Origin of the sequence: Candidatus Palauibacter soopunensis (assembly GCF_947581735.1) — a bacterium.
GTDB lineage: Bacteria > Gemmatimonadota > Gemmatimonadetes > Palauibacterales > Palauibacteraceae > Palauibacter > Palauibacter soopunensis.
This window is the reverse complement of record NZ_CANPVT010000002.1, coordinates 372,886-390,284: the sequence shown is the minus strand read 5'-3', so window position 1 is coordinate 390,284 and position 17,399 is coordinate 372,886. Positions and strand designations below refer to the sequence as shown.

Sequence of the window (17,399 nt, the reverse complement as noted above, 5' to 3'; positions counted from 1 at the left end):
GCGCGCGGCAAGAGCCCCGCGGCGTTCGAGCAGCGCCAACGCTGGGTTTTGCCACGCGCTGCCGCACTACCGATAATCGGGCCATGAACGAGAAGAAGGCGGGCGGCGCGGGAGCGATCCGGAAGATCGCGATCAACACCGGCGGAGGGGACGCGCCGGGGCTGAACGCGGTGATCCGCGCCATCGTGCTGAGTGCCCGCCGCCGCGGCTGGAGCGTGGTGGGCATCGAGAACGGCTACGGGGGACTGCTGGCGGACGATCCCGGGCAGGTGGTTCCGCTGGGGAGCGATGAGGTGCGGGGGATCACGCACCGCGGCGGGACGATTCTGGGGACGACCAACCGCTCCGACCCGTTCGCGTGGCCCGTGCGTTTGCCGGACGGTTCGATCGAGGAGCGGGACCGGTCCGGCGAGGTCATCGAGAGCCTCCGGGAGCATGGCATCGACGCGTTGGTCGCGATCGGCGGGGACGGCAGTCTCGACCTCGCACACCGGCTTTCGAAGCGGGGGCTTCCGGTGGTCGGCGTGCCGAAGACGATCGACAACGACCTCTGCGGAACCAGCCTCACGTTCGGGTTTCTCACGGCGGTGGAGACGGCGACCGACGCGATCGGGAAGCTTCACTCCACGGCGGAGAGCCACCGCCGCGTCATGGTCGTGGAAGTCATGGGACGGGACGCCGGATGGATCGCGCTCTACAGCGGACTGGCCGGCTCGGCCGACGTCATCCTCATCCCCGAGATTCCCTTCGACATCGAACGAGTGTGCGACAAGATCCGGGAGCGCGATGCCTCGGGGCGCGACTTCAGCATCGTCTGCGTGGCGGAAGGCGCCAAACCCGCCGGAGGCGAGATGGTGACCAAGATTCTCCCCGGCGGTGCGGACGTCGCGGACGACCAGGAGCGGCTGGGCGGGCTGGGCGACATGGTGGCGCGGGAGATCGCCCGGCGCACGGGGAAGGAGACGCGGTCGCTGACGCTGGGCCACCTGCAGCGCGGCGGCACGCCGACCTCCTACGACCGCGTCATGTCGCTGCGCTTCGGCGCCGCCGCCGTACGCTGCGTGGCCCGCGGCCGATTCGGGACGATGGTCGCACTCGATCCGCCGCTCGTCCGCGCGATCCCGCTCGCGGAGGCGCTCGCCAACCCCAAGCTGGTGCCGGTGGACGGCGACATCGTGATGACCGCCCAGGCGATCGGGGTCAGCCTCGGCGACTGACCCCGGAGGCCCGGGGCGGCTGATTCGGGGCGGTCAGCCGGTGGCGGCGGCGTAGCGGGCGGCCACGGCGGCCCAGTCCACGACGTCCCAGAACGCGGCGAGGTAGTCCGCGCGGCGGTTCTGGTAGTTCAGGTAGTACGCGTGCTCCCACACGTCCACGCCCAGGAGCGGCGTGTCTCCCTGCATCAGCGGGCTGTCCTGGTTCGCGGTGGAGTACACGGAGAGTTCGCCGCCGCCCCCCGCCACGAGCCACGCCCAGCCGCTGCCGAAGCGGGTGAGCCCCGCCTGCTGGAACGCCGCCTTGAAGTCGTCGAAGGAGCCGCAGGCCCCGTCGATCGCGGCCGCGAGGCCGCCGGACGGACTCCCGCCCCCGTTCGGAGACATCGAAGTCCAGAACAGCGAGTGGTTCGCGTGTCCGCCGCCGTGGTTCCGCACCGCGCCGCGGATCGACTCGGGCACGTCGCCGATGCCGCGCAGGAGGGCCTCGAGTGAAAGGCCCGCGAGGTCGTCGTGACCCTCGAGCGCGCCGTTCAGCATGTTCACGTACACCTGGTGATGCTTGCCGTGGTGGATTTCCATCGTGCGCGCGTCGATCGTCGGTTCGAGCGCGTCGTGGGCGTACGGCAGGTCGGGCAAGGCGTGCATCCTACCTCCTCGGAATCAAGAGCCCCCGGCCGGGGGCCGTAGTGACGAATGCCGGATTCTTGAACGCTTCGGCAAGGTATGCGCGCGGTGGGGACCGTGACCAGCCACTTCCGCTTACCGCGTGCTCCCGCCTACTCCCGTGCCGTGACCTGCTTCCCACCGGTCTCGTCTTTCTCCTGTCCAATCGTTTCAACCATGAGGAGAGGGATCGCGGTGGCGGCAAGATGTCGTGCCCTGGTGGCGGGGTTGCTCGTACTGGCGGCCGCGGGTTGCGTGGAAGAGCGGGGCATCGTCGGACCGCCGCTGCCCGATCCCCCCTTCGATCCCGAGCTGGCGGCGTACTCCATCTACTCGCTCCGGTTCGCGGCGGACAACGCGATCGTCGCGCAGGTGCGGACGATCGCCGAGGTGCTCGGGCTGTCCGAACCACGGGCGAACCGGGTGGCCCACGCACAGCTCCGGGGCTCGTCCGATCGGGTCGATCTCCTCCGCGCTCTCGAGCCGCGTTCGCTCGAACGCGCGGTGGCGAACGTCGCGGCAAGCCGTGCATCGGGCGGGAAGACGCCACTCTTCCCGATCAACATTCTCGGCAAGGAGTTCATCTTCGACGCGTCCGACGACGCGTACGTCGAGTACGGGGACGGAGGACCGGAAAACGGGGTCCGGTTCGAGTTGTACGTGGTGGACCTTTCGTCCGGTCTTCCCGCGCTTCCGCTGCGGCCGTTCGGGTTCGTGGATCTCATGGACGAGAGCGACGCGGTGTCCGCCCGGTTGCGGATACGGGCCTTCGATACGAGCGGGGGCGGGACCCGGCGCGTCGCCGATTACGTCGTGGACGGCGCCTTCGCATCCGATGCGAACGGGGTGTCGGTGAGCCTGCTCTCCGAAGGCTTCGCGGAAGACCAGAACGGGCGCTTCGATTTCGAACTCGACGAGTTGCTGGAGTTCGATGACGCGGCCGGCATGACGTACGTCACGTCGACGCACCGCGTGCTCTCGGCGGAGGGGACCGAGGTACGGTTGCGGGTGGGCGGCGGCCTGTCGGCGGATGGATCGCACGCGGACCTTCTCTTCCGCATGGACATCGATGGCTCGGCCGGGCGGACGCTCGTTGACCTCGCGGTCGTGAACGGGGCTCAGGAGGGAGAGATCCGCCAGGCGGGGCGCGTGGAGGCTCTGGTGGAGGGCACCGTGGAAGCGCCGGTCTTCATCGCTGCCGCGGGACCGGGATTCACCGGCTCCGAACTTGCGGCGCTCGACGAGATCCTGTTCGGCATCGACGACGTGCTCGCGTTCGCCGGCGAGGCCTACGTCCCGCTCGCCGACCTCTTCGCCTACTGAGCGGGCAGGCCTCGCCTCCTGAGCTGACAGGTTTCAGGCGGCGGCGATCTCGTTGAGGGCGCGGCGGACGAGGACGGGGATCATGGCGCGGCGCCATTCCGGATCGACCGTGATGTTGGAGAGCGGGTGACACTGGCGGAACGCCTGCTCGGCCACGGCCTCGATCACGCCGGGACCGAGGCGGTTCCCCATGGCGGCGTCGTCGACCTTGCCCACATGGCGGGGATAGGCGCCCATGGCGGAGACGACGAGGCGGAAATCGGACACGCGGCCCTCGTCGTCGCGTCCGACGCGCACCGCGAGGTTGGCTAGCGGGAAATCGATCGCCGCGCGTGGCCGGAGTTTCTGAAACGCGACCTGCGTACCCGCCGGCGGCCGCGGAACCCGGATCGCGACGACGAGTTCGTTTCTTCCGATGGATCGGTTCCAGATCCCGTCGGACGTGAAGAACCGCCGGATCGGCACATCGCGCGTCCCGTCCTCATCCGCGACCTCCAGGACCGCGTCGAGCACCGCGAGCACGGGAGGCGTATCCGCCGAGTGCGCCGCGACGCAGCGGGTGCCGCCCTTCACGACGTGGCAGAGGTCGCCGTCCTTCTTCAGGCAGTAGCCGAGCGCCTTCCGCCAGAACTTCGTCTGGTTGTAGTACGCGCAGCGCGTGTCGAGACACACGTTGCCGCCGATGGTGCCGACCCGCCGCAACTGCGGACCCGACACGAGTTCGGCGGCGCGGGCGAGGCTCGGGATCTGCGCGAGGACGTCCGGGTGGGTCGCGACCGAAGTCAGCGTCTCGGCCGCCCCGATGCGGATCTCCTCCTCGGTGGAAGCGATCCCGCGCATCTCCCGCACCCGGCTGAGGGCGACGAGGTGGCCGGGGGTGAACAGCCCGTGCTTCATGTTGGGGACGAGGTCGGTCCCGCCGGCGATGGGCATCGCGTCGTCGCCATGGGCGGCGAGCAGCGACAGCGCCTCGTCGAGCGCGCGCGGCATGTGGTATTCGTACGGATGAAGCCTGAGCATGTCCGGCAAACTAGTGTCGTGTCCCGGACGCGACACTAACCTGTGGGCCGGATCGCGCTCAAACCCGAAAACCGAAGCCGGAGGAGAGGTGGACCCCGACTCGCTGAGAGAATTCGCGGCGGAGCTGGCCGAGGCGTCGGGCCGGGCGGTCGCGGGCATGTTCCGACATCCCGACCTGGCCGTGGAATCCAAGGCGGACGAGTCGCCCGTCACCGTCGCGGACCGCTACGCCGAGACGCTGCTGCGCGACCGGATCCTGGAGCGTTTTCCCGACCACGGCATCGTCGGCGAGGAGTTCGGCCCGCACAACGAGGACGCCGAGTACGTGTGGGTGCTGGACCCGATCGACGGGACGATCTCCTTCGTCGCGGGCGTCCCTCTGTTCGGGACGCTCATCGGGCTGCTGCGCGACGGGGAGCCGATTCTCGGGGTGATCCACCAGCCGGTCACGCGCGAACTGGCCATCGGCACCGCGTCGGGGACGACCTTCAACGGGGAGGCGGTGAGGGTCCGCGAAGACCGCCCGCTGTCGGAGGCGATGCTCCTCACGACGGATCCGGGAGCGGTCGGCCGGCACCGGAACCTCGCCGGGTTCGAGGCGCTGTGGTCGAGAACGGCGCTGTACCGCGGCTGGGGCGACTGTTACGGATATCTCATGGTCGCGACGGGGCGGGCCGACATCATGCTCGATCCGGTCATGCACCCGTGGGACATTGCGGCGCTGGTCCCGGTGATCCGCGGCGCGGGCGGCGTGATCACGACCTGGGAAGGGGACGATCCCATCGGCGGCGCGTCGACGGTGGCGGCCGCGCCCGCGCTGCACGGAGAGGTGATGGAGATCCTGAACGGAACCGGAACGTCATGACGGGAACGAAACGCTACACGGGGGCGTCGGCCGCCCTTCTGCTGGGGCTCGCGGCATGCGGCGGGCCGGCGTCGATCGTGGTCGACAACGCGAACATCATCGACGGCACGGGGGACGCGTGGCCGACAGGGCGGCTCGTCGTGGTCGACGGCCTGATCACGTGCGTGGGCGCGCAGGCCGACTGCGCCGTGCCGGCAGGCGTGGAGGCGCTCGACGCCGATGGCTTCTGGGTGGTGCCGGGGCTGATCGATGTGAAGGAGGCCGCGGAGGTGCCGAGCAACGAGCAGGCCGCCTACCTCGCCTTCCTGCTCGGCGTCACGACGGCGGCCGTCCCCGAGATCCCGGAGGGTCCCGACGGGGAGCGGCTGCCGCCGACGGGCAGCGATGACGCGCGCATTCCGGCGCCGCGGCCGGCGGCGCCCGTCGAGGAGCCGCCGTACCCGTTCGGTCTCTTCGGCCAGGCGCTCGCCGCCACGGTTCCGCTCGACGCGGGCGGGCCGCCCGGGCGCGAGCCGCGAGATCTCCAGCTCTACGCGCGGTCGCGGCCGGCGCTGGCCGACCGCGAGGCGCTGCTGGACTCCGCCCGGGCGATGGGGGCCCGGGGCGCCGCGTTCGCGCCGCGCCTCCTGGAGCAGGAGCGCTGGGCGGCGCCCTACCGACTTCCGCACGGGATGAACCGCCTCGTCGAATACGCGATGGTCGCGGAGCGCATTCAGGACCGGCTGCTTCCCGACCGGACGCCCGCCGAGGCCGAACGGCTGGGTGCGGCCCTGGAGGTGCACCGCGAGTTCGTGCGGGAGTTCCACGCCGCCGGAGGATCCGTCTCCACGGCGACGAACGGCGCGCTCGCGCCGGGGCTGGCGCTGCACGAGGAGATGGACGCGCTCGTCACGGCCGGATTGACGGCGGAGGACGCCCTCTACGCCGCCACGCGCGAGGCGGCCCGCTACCTGGGGCTCGAAGATTCGCGGGGTACGCTGGAGCCGGGCAAGCTGGGGGATTTTCTCATCCTGGAGAGCGATCCGCGCCTGGACATTTCGCTCACGCAGACGGTGTCCCGCGTGGGCAAGGGCGGGGTCCTGTACGATCCGCCCACGCTCTTCGACGCCCTGCTCGACAACCCCGGAAACCGGGTTTCGGACAATCCGGTGCGGCTCCTGATCGGCGGGGCCGCGCTCCTGCTCACGCTGCTCCTCTTCGCGCGCGGCGTCAGGCGTCACCGCCGTTCGCTCGGACCCCGCGTCGTTCCGTAGCCGGCAACTGCGGCGCCGGGAGGACCGCCGGGCGGGCGAGCTACCAGAACGGCTCGGTCGCGGCGAACGTGCGCCAGGATTCGACCAGGCCGGGCTCCGCCTCGCGCGCCCACCGGTCGTACCAGTCGCCGACCCGCGAAGCCCCCTCCGCCGCGGACGGATCGGCCGCGGCCAACTCCCGCGCGATCAGCCGGGCGACCGACGCGTCGTTCAGGCGGCCGAGATCGTCCTGCAGCGCCGACAGACGTCTGAGGTACGGGCCCACCGCCGGGCCGGGGAAGAGGGCCCGCGAGTAGTCGCACGCATAGCGGAACTTCTTGAGCGCGATCCTGACCCGGTGGCGCTCCGGCTCGGTGAGGCGGTCGAAGCCGCTGCCCGCCTCCATGAGGCTCCGGTATCTCGCGACCAGCCTGTCCCTCGCCGTATCCACGAGGGACGCGTCGCTGTCCTCGACGACGAGACCGCCGCCGTGCGCCACCTGCAGCAGGTCCAGGACGAACCGGTTGAACCGCCGGCCGAGAATCAGCTTCCGTGCCGACGCAAGGGCCGCTTCCCGGCGGCCTTCGGCGGCCTCGCGAAGCCGGAGCAGCGCGGAGACGCGCGGATTCGCCTCGATCACCGGAGGCAACGTCTCGAGCACGAAGACGTCGAAATCGCGCGCCGGGCCCAGCCGCTTGAGCGCCCGCCGGGCCTCGCGGTTCAGGGCGGCCGCGCGGGATCCGAGATCGGGCTTGAGGAAGAGGAGCGCCGAGCGCAGCCGCCGCAGGGAGACCCGCAGTTGGTGGATGCCTTCGGGATCGCCGGCCTCCAGCACCGGCGCGAGATTCCCCGTCACATGGATGGACGCGGCCCGGACCACCTTCGCGAGCGCCCCGCCGATAGAATCCGCCGGTTCGAGTTTCACCCGGGTCGCCCGGACGGCGGGCGGCGACGTGCCGAGAAGCAGATCCGTGCCGCTCGCCGCCTTCGAGCGCGTCCCGAGCCTGAGGCGACGCTTCTCCAGGAGAGCGCGCGCACCCGCCAGCATGTCCCCCACCGGCCCGCTCAGCAGCTCCAGCTCCAGTTCGGCTACCGCCGCCTCGCGTTCGCCGGCCGAGATCCGCCCCATGTCCAGCGACGCCTCGATCAGAGCGTCGCCCGTCCGGACCTCCTTTTTCGTGCGCTCGATGTCGGTGAGGAAGGTGGGGTTCAACGCGTCGGCATCCGGGATCGCGAGTTCACCTACGGGAGCCTCAGGAGGGAGTTGATCGAGCCTCGGCGTCGCATCCTCCGGGGCCGCGGGCGGCAGGAGTGACGTCCACTCGCCGCGCGTCAGCCCGTCCCCCTCGTCCCGCTTCAGGGTCAGCTCCCGGACGCCGCGCCCACGCCGGATCCTGAGGGCGAAGCCGCGACGCCGGAGATGGCCCTCCGGGGTGTCGTAGTAGACCGTCACCAGTTGCTCGCGGGCCGGGCGAGTACCGCCCAGGTCGCCGAAGACCGCGGCAAGCTCGGCCGGATCTCCGGTGAGCTTGACCTCGACCTCGACCGTCGCCGGCACCATGGAACCCGGAGTCGTGTCCACCGACGCTAGGCGACGGCGGCGCAGGCCTCCTCGAGAAGGGCCGCTACGCGGTCGAGCGCTTCGTCGAGTGCCGCGGCCGGACTGCCGAAGCCGATCCGCAGGTAGTGGTCCATCCCGAAGTGGTCTCCGGGGACGACGAGGACACCCCTCTCGGCCCGCAGCCGTTCCGCCAGCTCGGTCGAGTTGATGTCGAGACCGTAGCGCACGTAGCAGATCGCGCCGGCCTCCGGGGCCCGGTACGAGAACAGGTCCGCGCGGTCGTCGAGCCAGCGGGTGACGCGGGAGAGGTTGGCGCGGATGATCCCCCGCGTCCGTTCGAGCACGCGGGGGCGCACATCGGCGCTCAGGACGCGGCGCGCCGCGACGTCCGAGAGCGTCGCCGGCGTGATGGTCGTGTAGTCCTTCCGGCTCCAGAACTCCTCGTGCATGTGCGCCGGCGCGGTGATCCAGCCGAGCCGGAGCCCCGGAAGCGCGTAGGCCTTCGAGAGCGAGCCCGTCACGATCACCCGGTCGTAGCGGCCCCAGAAGCTCGGCGTCTCCGGGCCCTCGACCTCCGCCCCGACGTAGACCTCGTCCGCCAGAATCCAGGCCCCGACCGCCTCGGCGGCGCCGACGATTTCGTCCATCGCCGACGCCGTGAGGACGGCTCCCGTCGGGTTGTTCGGATTCGTGACGATGACGAGGCGCGTCCCCGGCGTGATGACTTCCGCGGCGCTTCCCGGCGCGGGCTGCCAGCCACGCGTTTCATCGAGCTTCCACGAGACCACATCCGCGCCCAGTCCTCGCGCCAGCCCAGGCGTCTGGCCGTAGGTCGGTTCCAGAGCCACGACCCGGTCCCCGGCCGACACCAGGCTCCAGAGCACGACATAGTTCGCTTCGGCCCCTCCGGTCGTGACGATGATGTTCTCGGGAACGGCCCCCTCGTACAGGTCGGCGATCACGGCCTTGAGCGGATCGGAGCCATCGCTCTGTCCGTACTCCAGGCGGACGCCGCCCGGGTCCAGGTCGATGAGTTCCAGCAGTTCCGACAGCGTCAGCGGGTGCACGCCGCTCTCGGAGAGGTTGTAGTCCACGCGGTGCTCGAACGTCGACTGCCACCGCTCCATCAGGAATGGGGGAACCCGCATCTCGGCTCCTGGGTTTGATCGGGGCGTGCCCGCGTTCGGACTGCGAACTTCGGAGGATACCGGAATGACGTAAAGACGGGAACAGGACACGGCTGAAGGGCGCTGAGGTAACAGTCTCGTCACGGCGCTTGCCCCGTGGCGAAATCGGCCTAGGGTTGGCGCTGAAAGTACCGTGCGCGACACCTCGGTGTGGCCCGGTTCCGGACGTCCGCAGCCCCAGCCAGGCGTTGATCCATTGTTCGAAACGATTGCTCTGCTTCTGATCCTCGGGCTCGCGACCTTCGACCTCTGGGTCGGGGTCGCGAACGATGCGGTGAACTTCCTGAACTCGGCGTTCGGGTCCCGGGTGGCGCGGCGGCGCCTCATCATGATCATCGCCACGATCGGGATCCTGCTCGGCGCGTTCACGTCGAGCGGCCTCATGGAGGTGGCGCGGCGCGGCGTGTTCGATCCCGGCTTCTTCACCGACGTGGACGGGACGATCATCCTGACCTCGATCCTCGCGCTCTACCTCGGCGTCATGGCGGCGGACGTCCTTCTCCTGGACCTGTTCAACACCTTCGGGCTGCCGACGAGCACGACGGTGTCGATCGTGTCGGAACTCGTGGGCGCCTCGATCGCGGTCGCCCTCTGGACCACGGCGGGCGGCTTCCGCGAGGCGCTGGCAGTCATCAACACCGGGCCGGTGCTCGGCATCTACACCGCCATCTTCCTCTCCGTGATCACCGCCTTCGTGAGCGCGGCCGGGATCATGTGGCTGGTCCGGATCCTGTACGGATTCGATCTGAAGGAGAGCTTTCCGCGCTGGGGCTGGCTCTGGACCGGCGTCTCGTTCTCGGCGATGGCCTATTTCGTGCTGTTCAAGGGCCTGCAGGGCGCCGCGCTTCTCGGTGAGGGGACGATGACGATGCTGCGCGAGCAGATCTTCCTGATCCTCGCCGGCGTGTTCGTCCTGTCGAGCATGTTTGCGCTCGCGCTGCGGCGGCGGCCCAGGACGGTGGTCGGCGTCATCGTCCTCACCGGCACGGGCGCGCTGTCCATGGCGTTCGCCGGAAACGACCTCGTCAACTTCATCGGTCCGTCGGTCGCGGCCTTCCAGGCGGTGCTCGTGGAAGGCGTCGACCTCTCCGGCCGGGTGCCGACGCCGCCGTGGGCGCTGCTGGCGGCGGGCATCATCATGGCCGTGGCGCTCATCAGGTCGCGGAAGGCGCGTCGCGTGACGGACACGGAGATCCGGCTCGCTGCGCAGAGCCACACGCCGCAGCGCTTCCGCGACAGCAAGCTGGGTACGTCGATCGCGACGTGGGGGTACTCCGGCTTCCTCTTCGCCAAGCGCCTCACGCCGCGCAGGATCCGGGAGCATATCGAGGTGCAGACCGCGCCGCCCCCGCCGGACCCGCAGGATCCTCCGTACGACCTGCTGCGCGCCAGTGTGAATCTGACCGTCGCAGCGATGCTCATCTCCATCGGCACGGCGAACAAGCTGCCCCTGTCGACGACGTACATCACGTTCATGGCCGCGATGGGCGCATCCTTCGGGGACCGGACGTGGACGACCATCGACGGCGGTCAGCGCGTGACGGGCATCATGGTGGTGCTCGGCGGCTGGCTCCTCACGGGCCTCATCGCCGCCGGGGTCGCCTTCACGATGGCCTCGCTGATCGTCCTCACGGGGGCGGCCGGCCTGCCGATCGTCGCCGTGCTGGTCGCCGTCGGCATGTGGCGGCTCGGAAGGGTCCACCGGCCCGAGCCGGAGCACGGCTGATCCCCTGACCCGTTCCGGCGCGTCACCCCGGGCGCGCCGGAACGGGTCGGAGGTCGGTCAGCCCATGCGGGCGTCGAGCGTCAACTCGTCCTGGTCCATCGTGCCCCACAGGACCATGGCGCCGGCGAGAACGATGATCGAGGGATAGAAGAGGACCTGCGATCCGTCGAGGACCCAGCCCCACGGATCGAGGATCGACTTCCACACCGCGAGCGCCGTGATGAGGAGCACGACGAACGCCACCGGGTACGCCCGCTTCCTCCACAGGCCCAGCACCACGAAAAGGCCGAGGAGGATCTCCAGACCGCCGAACACGTTCTGGACGACCGCCTGCGACCCGATCCCGAGATAGAAGCTCTCGGCCACGCGCTGGCCGTGCTCCACGTTCACGAACTTGTCGAGCCCCCACATCACCAGCAGCCACCCCGTGCTCACTCTCAGCAGCAGCAGACCCCAGCGTTTCATGTCGGCCTCCGTTCCGGTGTGCGGGACGTTCCTCCTTCCTTCAAGAGTGGTCCGCCGCAAATGGGGGCGTCAATCGCGGGCGTCCATCACAGGCGTCCATCGCGCCGGGGGGGACGGGTGTTTTGACGCAGAGGCCGGGCGGCTAATTTTCCCGCCGGGTTGTCGGAAGCTCGTTCAAGGGATCGGGACGAATGGCGGTCGGTTCGAGAGGCAGGACAGCAGGCGCGGAACGCGGCGAAGCTCGGCGCGCCTGGCCGATGCTCGCGGTCGTGTGGGCCGCGGTCGCGGGATCCGTCCTCCCGGGCCCGGGCGCGGCACAGCTTCCTCAACAGGCGGCGCTGGACCTCGAGAAGGGAGATGTCGAGGTCGCCCTCGACCGCACCGCCTACCTCGCCGGCGAGCCCGCAGAACTCGCGGTGCGCCTCACCATCGAGGACGGCTGGCACGCCAACAGCAACCAGCCGACGTACGACTACTTGATCCCGACCAGTGTCGATCTCGAGTTGCCACCGGACTGGCCGGAGGCGGCGCTCCGGTATCCGCCCGGGGAGATGAAGACGTTCAGCTTCGCACCCACTGCGATATCGGTGTACGAGGGCGAGGTGTTCGTCCGGGGTTCCCTGGCAACGCCAGCCGCCGCGGCTGCGGGCACGTACCCCATCCGGGCAAACGTCACGTACCAGGCGTGCGATGACAAAATGTGCCTCCCGCAGGTCACCACGCCGGCGACCGTGGGACTCACCGTCGGGACGGGCGGCGAGGCTGCCAGTCCGGAGTTTTTTGCGGCTGATGCCGGCGCCGGGACGGGCGGCGGCGCGCAGATCGGCGGCGCGGGGCGCGGCTTCCTCTGGTTCGTGCTCCTGGGTTTCCTTGGTGGATTGATTCTCAACGCCATGCCGTGCGTCCTTCCCGTGCTCTCGCTGAAGGTGTTCGGGCTGATGAAGAGCGCGGAGGGGGGCCGGCGCGCGCTCACGACCGGGAGCCTCGCCACGGCGGCCGGGATCGTCCTCTCCTTCCTGCTGCTGGCGGGGGCGGCGATCGGGGCGCGCGCGGCCGGCGTCGCGGTGGGCTGGGGCATCCAGTTCCAGGAACCGCTGTTCGTCGGCGCGCTCGCGGTCGTGATCCTGCTCTTCACGCTCAACATGTGGGGCCTGTTCGAGATCCACCTCCCGGGGACGCTGGCGAAGGTGGGCTCGTCGGGTCCGTCCGAAGGGCTCGCGGGGCACCTGGTGACCGGTTTCTTCGCCACGCTGATGGCGACGCCCTGCTCCGCCCCCTTCCTGGGGACCGCGCTCGGCTTCGCGCTCACGCAGGATTCGATCACGACGGCGGCGATGTTCGGCGCGATCGGCACCGGGATGGCCTCTCCGTACCTGCTCCTCGCGGCGTTCCCGGCGGCGGGGCGCGTGCTGCCGCGGCCGGGGCCGTGGATGGCGACCTTCCGCGTGGTGATGGGGTTCCTGCTCGCGGCGACACTCGTGTGGCTTCTCTTCGTCATGTCGGGGCTGGTGTCGGCGCCGCGCGTCGCCTTCTTCGAGATCGGGCTGCTGGCCGTGGCCCTCGCGATCTGGCTCGCCAGCCGGTCGCAGCGCGGTCGGCCCGGGCGCCGGCTTGCCGGGGTCGCCGCGGCGGCGCTGACGGTCATGGCCGTCTCCACGGTGGCCGCGGGGCGGTCCGAAGCGGGGCCCTCCAGGATCGGCGTCGCGCCGGAGGATCGCCTCATCGCGTGGCAACCCTTCGACCGCGAGCGGGCCGAGGAACTCGCGGCGGAGGGCACCTACGTGTTCGTCGACGTGACGGCCGACTGGTGCTTCACCTGTAAGGTCAACGAGACGCTCTTCCTGGAGACCGAGGAGGTGGCCGGCGCGTTCGAGCGGTACGGCGTCATCGCCATGCGGGCGGACTGGACGCGGCGCGACGAGTCGATCGGCCGCTACCTGGCCGACTTCGGCCGCTACGGCATCCCCTTCTATGTGCTCTATCGGCCGGGTGGGCAGCCGCACGTCTTCTCCGAGCTGATCTCGAAGTCCGCGATCCTGGATCTGCTCGGCGACTAGCGGGCCGCAGCCACCCGGTCGAGGAACGGCCCCACGTCCAGGAGCACGATGTCGTCGCGCTTCCGGAGTTCGCGCAGGAACGGCCCCTTGTGTCCCGCTCCGTAGGTGAGGAGGAACCGGACGCCCTCGCCTCGATGCCGGTCCAGCCCATCCTCGATGTACGCCCAGTGCGAGGCGTTGATCGCGTCCCACCCTCCGGGGCCCAGATCCGCGTCGAACAGGCGGGCGTACGTCCGCATGCGGATGTCGTAGGCCTCGTCGTAGGCATCGGTGTGGATCCAGCGCGGGTCGTCCCCCGCGCCCGCGGCGAGCGCCTCGGCTGAAGCCTCCGCTGCCGCCCGGTACTCCGCCCAGCCCTCGGCCCGGTCCGGATCCCGCGAATAGGCGTCGAGATACGCGGCCCGGAAGTCCGACATCGGCTCCGTCCACCCCGCCGTGGGAATGACCTCGAAGTCCAGCTCGCGGGAGAGGGGGAAGAGCCCCTCCATGTACTCGGGGAAGCGGAGGACCCGGGGCTCTTCGACCGTCCCGGTGGCTTCGAACTCGGCCCATGCCCGGTCCCAGCGGTTGGGCGGGATCTCCGTCAGCCAGTAGTCCGGATCGATCTCCCGCACCAGGTCTCTCACGATCTCCAGACTGAACATCTCGCTGGTCTCGTGGCCCGAGTGGATCATCCCGAGCACGACGACCTCGTTCAGCGTCGCCTCCCCGTCGGAGGGAGCGGACGATTCCGCCACGGCCGGCGCCAGTTCGACGAGCGTGCCCGAGATCTCGTTCGCCACGAACACGCGTTCGCCGTCCGGGTGCGCGCGGAGGACGATGGGTTGTTCGCCGACCTCCAACCGCTGCACGCCCGCGCGGGATTCGAGGTCGACGACGGAGACCGTGGTCCCGCCCGCGTTGTTGACCAGCGCGTGGCGACCATCTCCAGACACGACGACCGAGAACGGCCGGGGGCCGATGCCCTCCGAGACGCGGCCCGTGATCGCAAAGGACGCGGTGTTGATGAAGGCCACCTCGTCGGACCCGCCGCAGGCGACGACGTATGTGACCTGGTCGGGCGTGAGCGCGCCCCCCGGCGGGCCGGGACACGCTTCGACCGTGGCGTCCGGTTCACCGTTCAGGAGGTCGATGACGGAGACCGACCCCGCATCCAGGTTGGGGACGAAGGCGTAGGAGCCGTCCCACATCACGTCCGCCGGATAGGGGCGATCGCCGGTGGCGTGGAACCCCCGCGGCGTGCCCTCGCGGGTGTCCACCGTCCACAACCGGTCGGAGAACTCGGTCGTGATCCAGGTCTCGCCGCGCACGGTCCCGGGCGTGAACAGCGACGGACCCGCCCCGACGTCCCACACGGCGCCGGGGACGATCCGGCCCTCGTCGTCGAGCCGGATGAGCGTCGAATCCCGGAACTGGCTCACCAGCCAGCCGCCGTCGACGCGGACGAGGTCGAGCGGCGCGTCCCCGGCCTCCCAGCGCGCCACAACTGCGGACTCCGAGAGGTCCACGACCGCGATGCGGCCTTCGCCGCTCAGGGCCACCCAGGCAGTGTCGCCGTCCGGGCTGAACCGGATGCCGTGCGGAGCCGCTCCCACATCGATCGTCGCGCCGACCCGGAAGGGCCCGTCGGCGTCGGCCGGCTCCCGCGGCGATTCGCCGCACGCGGCCGCCGCCAGCGCCAGCGGGACGACCGCGGTGAGCGTCCTGACGCGCATCAGCCCCCGCTCTGCTGCAGATCCGCGGCGACTTCCTCGGCGGCGCGCCAGATGCGCAGCGTGTTCCCGCCCCAGAGCTGCCGGATCTCGTCCTCGGAATAGCCTCGGCGCACGAGTTCGATCGTGACGTTGAGCGTCTCCGAGGCATCGCTCCACCCCTCGATCCCGCCGCCGCCGTCGAAGTCCGAACTGATCCCGACGTAATCGATGCCGATCAGGTTGACCGCGTGGTCGATGTGGTCGACGAAGTCCGCCACGTCCACGGCCGGATACCGCGAACGGATCTCGGCCATCCCTTCGCGGAAGGCGACGCGCTGTTCGTCCGTCATCTGGGAGAAGCTCGTGAAGCCGATCGACTCCCGGAGCGCGGTGACCTCCGCCTGCTGCTCCTCCGGAGGCGATTTCACGAAGGCCCCGAGGGCGACGGCCTGGATCACACCGCCGTTCTCGCGCAGGGCATACAACTGCTCGTCGTCCATGTTGCGGGGATGGGCGTTCACCGCGTGGGCGCCGGAGTGCGACGCGATGACCGGAGCCTCGGAGAGCTCCATCGCCTCGAGGCTGGCCGCCTTCGAAATGTGGGAAACGTCGACCATGATTCCGAGCCGGTTCATCTCGGCGATCACCTCCTCGCCGAAGGCGCTGATGCCCCCGTTTTCCTCCGGGGTGTCGCCGAACGCGAAGTTGGGTTGCGCCGAGTCGGCGATGTCGTTGTTGCCGTTGTGCGCCAGGGTGATGTAGCGGGCGCCGAGTTCGTGGTATCGTTCGAGGAGGGAGAGATCCGTCCCGATCACGTACCCGTTCTCGATCCCGATCGCGGCGACGAGCCGGCCCTCGGCGTGGATCCGCTCCGCGTCGTCGGCGGTGTGGGCGAGCCCGATCTGCTCCGGGTACATCTCGTTGGCCATGCGGTGGATCGCCTCGAACTTCGTGATCGCGCCCTGCTTCGCCGCCTCGTAGTTCTCCGGCGTGCGCTCGGTCTGTCCCACGTAGACGATGAAGAAACCGACGTCGAGCCCGCCCGCCCGCATCTTCTCGAGATTTACCTGGCGGTCCGCGTTGAGCGGATCCACCTCCGGGGTGGCGAAGTTGTAGGGGATGTCGTCGTGCGTGTCGATCGTGAGCACGCTCTCGTGGATCTCGCGGGCACGCCGTTCGAGTTCGGCCTCGTCCATGGAAGCCTCCTCACCGGCCGCGGTTCCCGGGTCGTCTGCCGGTTCTCCGCAACCGAAAGCGAGAAACGGGGCGAGGAAAAGGGACAGGACGGGAAGGAGGGCTTGGTGCGAGCGTACGATTTGTCTCATCTTTTGACTCCCGGGTCGGTCCGAAACGCTGTGGCGCAAGCTCGTCCGCGCCCCGGCGGGATGCAACGAGGATCGGGCCGCACCGAAACTCGCGAGCCCTGGAGGACGGACGAACGTCATGTACGCCTGGAAGGCGCCCCGACTCCTTTGCATGACGCTGGCAGCGCTGGCGGCGCTCGGGTGCGGGGACGCCACGGGTCCCGAGCCGCCCGCGGCGGGCGAGATCGTCTTCACCGCGATCCGCGAGAGGTTCATGCGCGTCTGGGTGGCGAACGCGGATGGGACGGGACAGCGGCCGCTGACGGAGGAGGGGGAAACGAGCCTCGAGCCCAGCTGGACGCCGGACGGGTCGCGGATCGTGTTCACGAGCTGGCGCGACGGGAACCCCGACATCTTCCTCATGGACGCGGACGGCTCGAATGCGAGGCCGGTGACGCGGGACTCGGCGAACGACCGTTCCGGGCGCCTGTCCCCGGATGGGACGCGCGTGGTCTTCGTCTCCGAGCGCACGGGGGATCCGGACATCTGGGTGATCGACGTGGACGGATCGAATCCGGTCAACCTCACGCGGAGCCCGTCGTCCTTCGACGTGGACCCGGACTGGTCGCCCGATGGCGCGCGGATCGTCTTTGCCTCGGACCGCGACGGGGGCCGGCGGTTCTCGCTGTGGACGATGCGGGCCGATGGGACGGGGCTCGCGCGGCTCCCCGCCGAGGGCGGCGCGCGTTCCCCGTCCTGGTCGCCGGATGGATCGCGGATCGTCTTCACGTCCTACCGCGATATCGGGGACGCGGAGATCTACGTGATGCGGGCGGATGGCAGCGGCCAGACCAACCTCTCGGGACGCGCCGGAGTGGACGAACTGCCGCGCTGGTCGCCGGACGGCGCGTACGTGCTGTTCTCGACCAAGCGGGACGGGAACTCCGAGATTTACGCGATGGGCGCGGACGGATCGGAGCCGGTGAACATCACGCGCCACCCGCGCTGGGATGCCATGGCCGCATGGAGGCCGTAGTGTGCGTGCGGCGCCCGGTTCGGGCCCACCGCTAACCCTCAGAGGGATC

14 protein-coding genes are annotated in these 17,399 nt (G+C 70.0%); 7 read left to right on the top strand and 7 right to left on the bottom strand.

What is annotated here, in order from left to right; all coding sequences use genetic code 11:
- The first annotated feature begins 83 nt into the window (after positions 1–83).
- Positions 84–1,217 carry an ATP-dependent 6-phosphofructokinase gene (locus RN901_RS01960; RefSeq protein WP_310755275.1) on the top strand — a complete coding sequence of 378 codons (1,134 nt, stop codon included), beginning with the start codon at positions 84–86 and terminating at the stop codon, positions 1,215–1,217.
- 33 nt (positions 1,218–1,250) lie between these two features.
- Here RN901_RS01960 and RN901_RS01955 read toward each other — a convergent pair whose 3' ends face one another.
- A complete protein-coding gene (locus RN901_RS01955; protein ID WP_310755272.1) occupies positions 1,251–1,862 on the bottom strand; it encodes a superoxide dismutase in 612 nt (203 codons plus the stop codon).
- Positions 1,863–2,075: 213 nt separating this feature from the next.
- On the opposite strand from RN901_RS01955, the gene RN901_RS01950 reads away from it, so the two are divergent.
- Positions 2,076–3,203 carry a hypothetical protein gene (locus tag RN901_RS01950; protein ID WP_310755269.1) on the top strand — a complete coding sequence of 376 codons (1,128 nt, stop codon included), beginning with the start codon at positions 2,076–2,078 and terminating at the stop codon, positions 3,201–3,203.
- 33 nt (positions 3,204–3,236) lie between these two features.
- On the opposite strand, the gene RN901_RS01945 is transcribed toward RN901_RS01950, so the two are convergent.
- On the bottom strand, positions 3,237–4,223 hold the full coding sequence (locus RN901_RS01945) for an FAD binding domain-containing protein (protein WP_310755266.1): 987 nt from the start codon (positions 4,221–4,223) through the stop codon (positions 3,237–3,239).
- 88 nt (positions 4,224–4,311) lie between these two features.
- Between RN901_RS01945 and hisN the strand changes: the two genes are divergently transcribed.
- Positions 4,312–5,088 carry a histidinol-phosphatase gene (hisN, locus tag RN901_RS01940; protein WP_310755263.1) on the top strand — a complete coding sequence of 259 codons (777 nt, stop codon included), beginning with the start codon at positions 4,312–4,314 and terminating at the stop codon, positions 5,086–5,088.
- Complete coding sequence (locus RN901_RS01935; RefSeq protein ID WP_310755261.1) at positions 5,085–6,341, top strand: amidohydrolase family protein; 1,257 nt, start codon at positions 5,085–5,087, stop codon at positions 6,339–6,341. Before hisN ends, RN901_RS01935 begins: the two co-directional genes overlap by 4 nt.
- Positions 6,342–6,381: 40 nt before the next feature.
- Here the strand turns inward: RN901_RS01935 and RN901_RS01930 are convergent, their stop codons facing one another.
- Positions 6,382–7,881, bottom strand: coding sequence for a CHAD domain-containing protein (locus tag RN901_RS01930; RefSeq protein WP_310755258.1), 1,500 nt, complete (start codon positions 7,879–7,881; stop codon positions 6,382–6,384).
- 26 nt (positions 7,882–7,907) lie between these two features.
- Positions 7,908–9,029, bottom strand: coding sequence for an aminotransferase class I/II-fold pyridoxal phosphate-dependent enzyme (locus RN901_RS01925; protein WP_310755255.1), 1,122 nt, complete (start codon positions 9,027–9,029; stop codon positions 7,908–7,910).
- 235 nt (positions 9,030–9,264) lie between these two features.
- Between RN901_RS01925 and RN901_RS01920 the strand changes: the two genes are divergently transcribed.
- Positions 9,265–10,794, top strand: a complete 1,530-nt coding sequence (locus RN901_RS01920) for an inorganic phosphate transporter (RefSeq protein WP_310755251.1) — start codon at positions 9,265–9,267, stop codon at positions 10,792–10,794.
- A gap of 57 nt (positions 10,795–10,851) precedes the next feature.
- Here RN901_RS01920 and RN901_RS01915 read toward each other — a convergent pair whose 3' ends face one another.
- Positions 10,852–11,259, bottom strand: coding sequence for a DoxX family membrane protein (locus tag RN901_RS01915; protein WP_310755248.1), 408 nt, complete (start codon positions 11,257–11,259; stop codon positions 10,852–10,854).
- Between the two features lie 191 nt (positions 11,260–11,450).
- On the opposite strand from RN901_RS01915, the gene RN901_RS01910 reads away from it, so the two are divergent.
- Positions 11,451–13,316: a thioredoxin family protein gene (locus tag RN901_RS01910; RefSeq protein ID WP_310755246.1), complete on the top strand. Its 1,866-nt coding sequence runs from the start codon at positions 11,451–11,453 to the stop codon at positions 13,314–13,316.
- Here RN901_RS01910 and RN901_RS01905 read toward each other — a convergent pair.
- Both RN901_RS01905 and RN901_RS01900 read right to left on the bottom strand, forming a co-directional pair.
- Positions 13,313–15,031 (bottom strand): YncE family protein, encoded by a 1,719-nt coding sequence (locus RN901_RS01905; RefSeq protein ID WP_310755243.1) that lies wholly within the window; start codon positions 15,029–15,031, stop codon positions 13,313–13,315. The two genes, RN901_RS01910 and RN901_RS01905, sit on opposite strands and share 4 nt — an antisense overlap.
- Entirely contained in the window at positions 15,031–16,335 is a 1,305-nt protein-coding gene (locus tag RN901_RS01900) for a dipeptidase (RefSeq protein WP_310755240.1), read from the bottom strand. Before RN901_RS01900 ends, RN901_RS01905 begins: the two co-directional genes overlap by 1 nt.
- A gap of 118 nt (positions 16,336–16,453) precedes the next feature.
- Between RN901_RS01900 and RN901_RS01895 the strand changes: the two genes are divergently transcribed.
- Positions 16,454–17,350 carry an LpqB family beta-propeller domain-containing protein gene (locus RN901_RS01895; protein ID WP_310755237.1) on the top strand — a complete coding sequence of 299 codons (897 nt, stop codon included), beginning with the start codon at positions 16,454–16,456 and terminating at the stop codon, positions 17,348–17,350.
- The last annotated feature ends 49 nt before the right edge of the window (positions 17,351–17,399 follow it).

Coding starts and splice junctions, on each gene's coding strand:
- RN901_RS01960 (WP_310755275.1), top strand. CDS start 84: ATGAACGAGAAGAAGGCGGGCGGCGCGGGAGCGATCCGGAAGATCGCG.
- RN901_RS01955 (WP_310755272.1), bottom strand. CDS start 1,862: ATGCACGCCTTGCCCGACCTGCCGTACGCCCACGACGCGCTCGAACCG.
- RN901_RS01945 (WP_310755266.1), bottom strand. CDS start 4,223: ATGCTCAGGCTTCATCCGTACGAATACCACATGCCGCGCGCGCTCGAC.
- RN901_RS01935 (WP_310755261.1), top strand. CDS start 5,085: ATGACGGGAACGAAACGCTACACGGGGGCGTCGGCCGCCCTTCTGCTG.
- RN901_RS01930 (WP_310755258.1), bottom strand. CDS start 7,881: ATGGTGCCGGCGACGGTCGAGGTCGAGGTCAAGCTCACCGGAGATCCG.
- RN901_RS01925 (WP_310755255.1), bottom strand. CDS start 9,029: ATGCGGGTTCCCCCATTCCTGATGGAGCGGTGGCAGTCGACGTTCGAG.
- RN901_RS01915 (WP_310755248.1), bottom strand. CDS start 11,259: ATGAAACGCTGGGGTCTGCTGCTGCTGAGAGTGAGCACGGGGTGGCTG.
- RN901_RS01910 (WP_310755246.1), top strand. CDS start 11,451: ATGGCGGTCGGTTCGAGAGGCAGGACAGCAGGCGCGGAACGCGGCGAA.
- RN901_RS01905 (WP_310755243.1), bottom strand. CDS start 15,031: ATGCGCGTCAGGACGCTCACCGCGGTCGTCCCGCTGGCGCTGGCGGCG.
- RN901_RS01900 (WP_310755240.1), bottom strand. CDS start 16,335: ATGAGACAAATCGTACGCTCGCACCAAGCCCTCCTTCCCGTCCTGTCC.
- RN901_RS01895 (WP_310755237.1), top strand. CDS start 16,454: ATGTACGCCTGGAAGGCGCCCCGACTCCTTTGCATGACGCTGGCAGCG.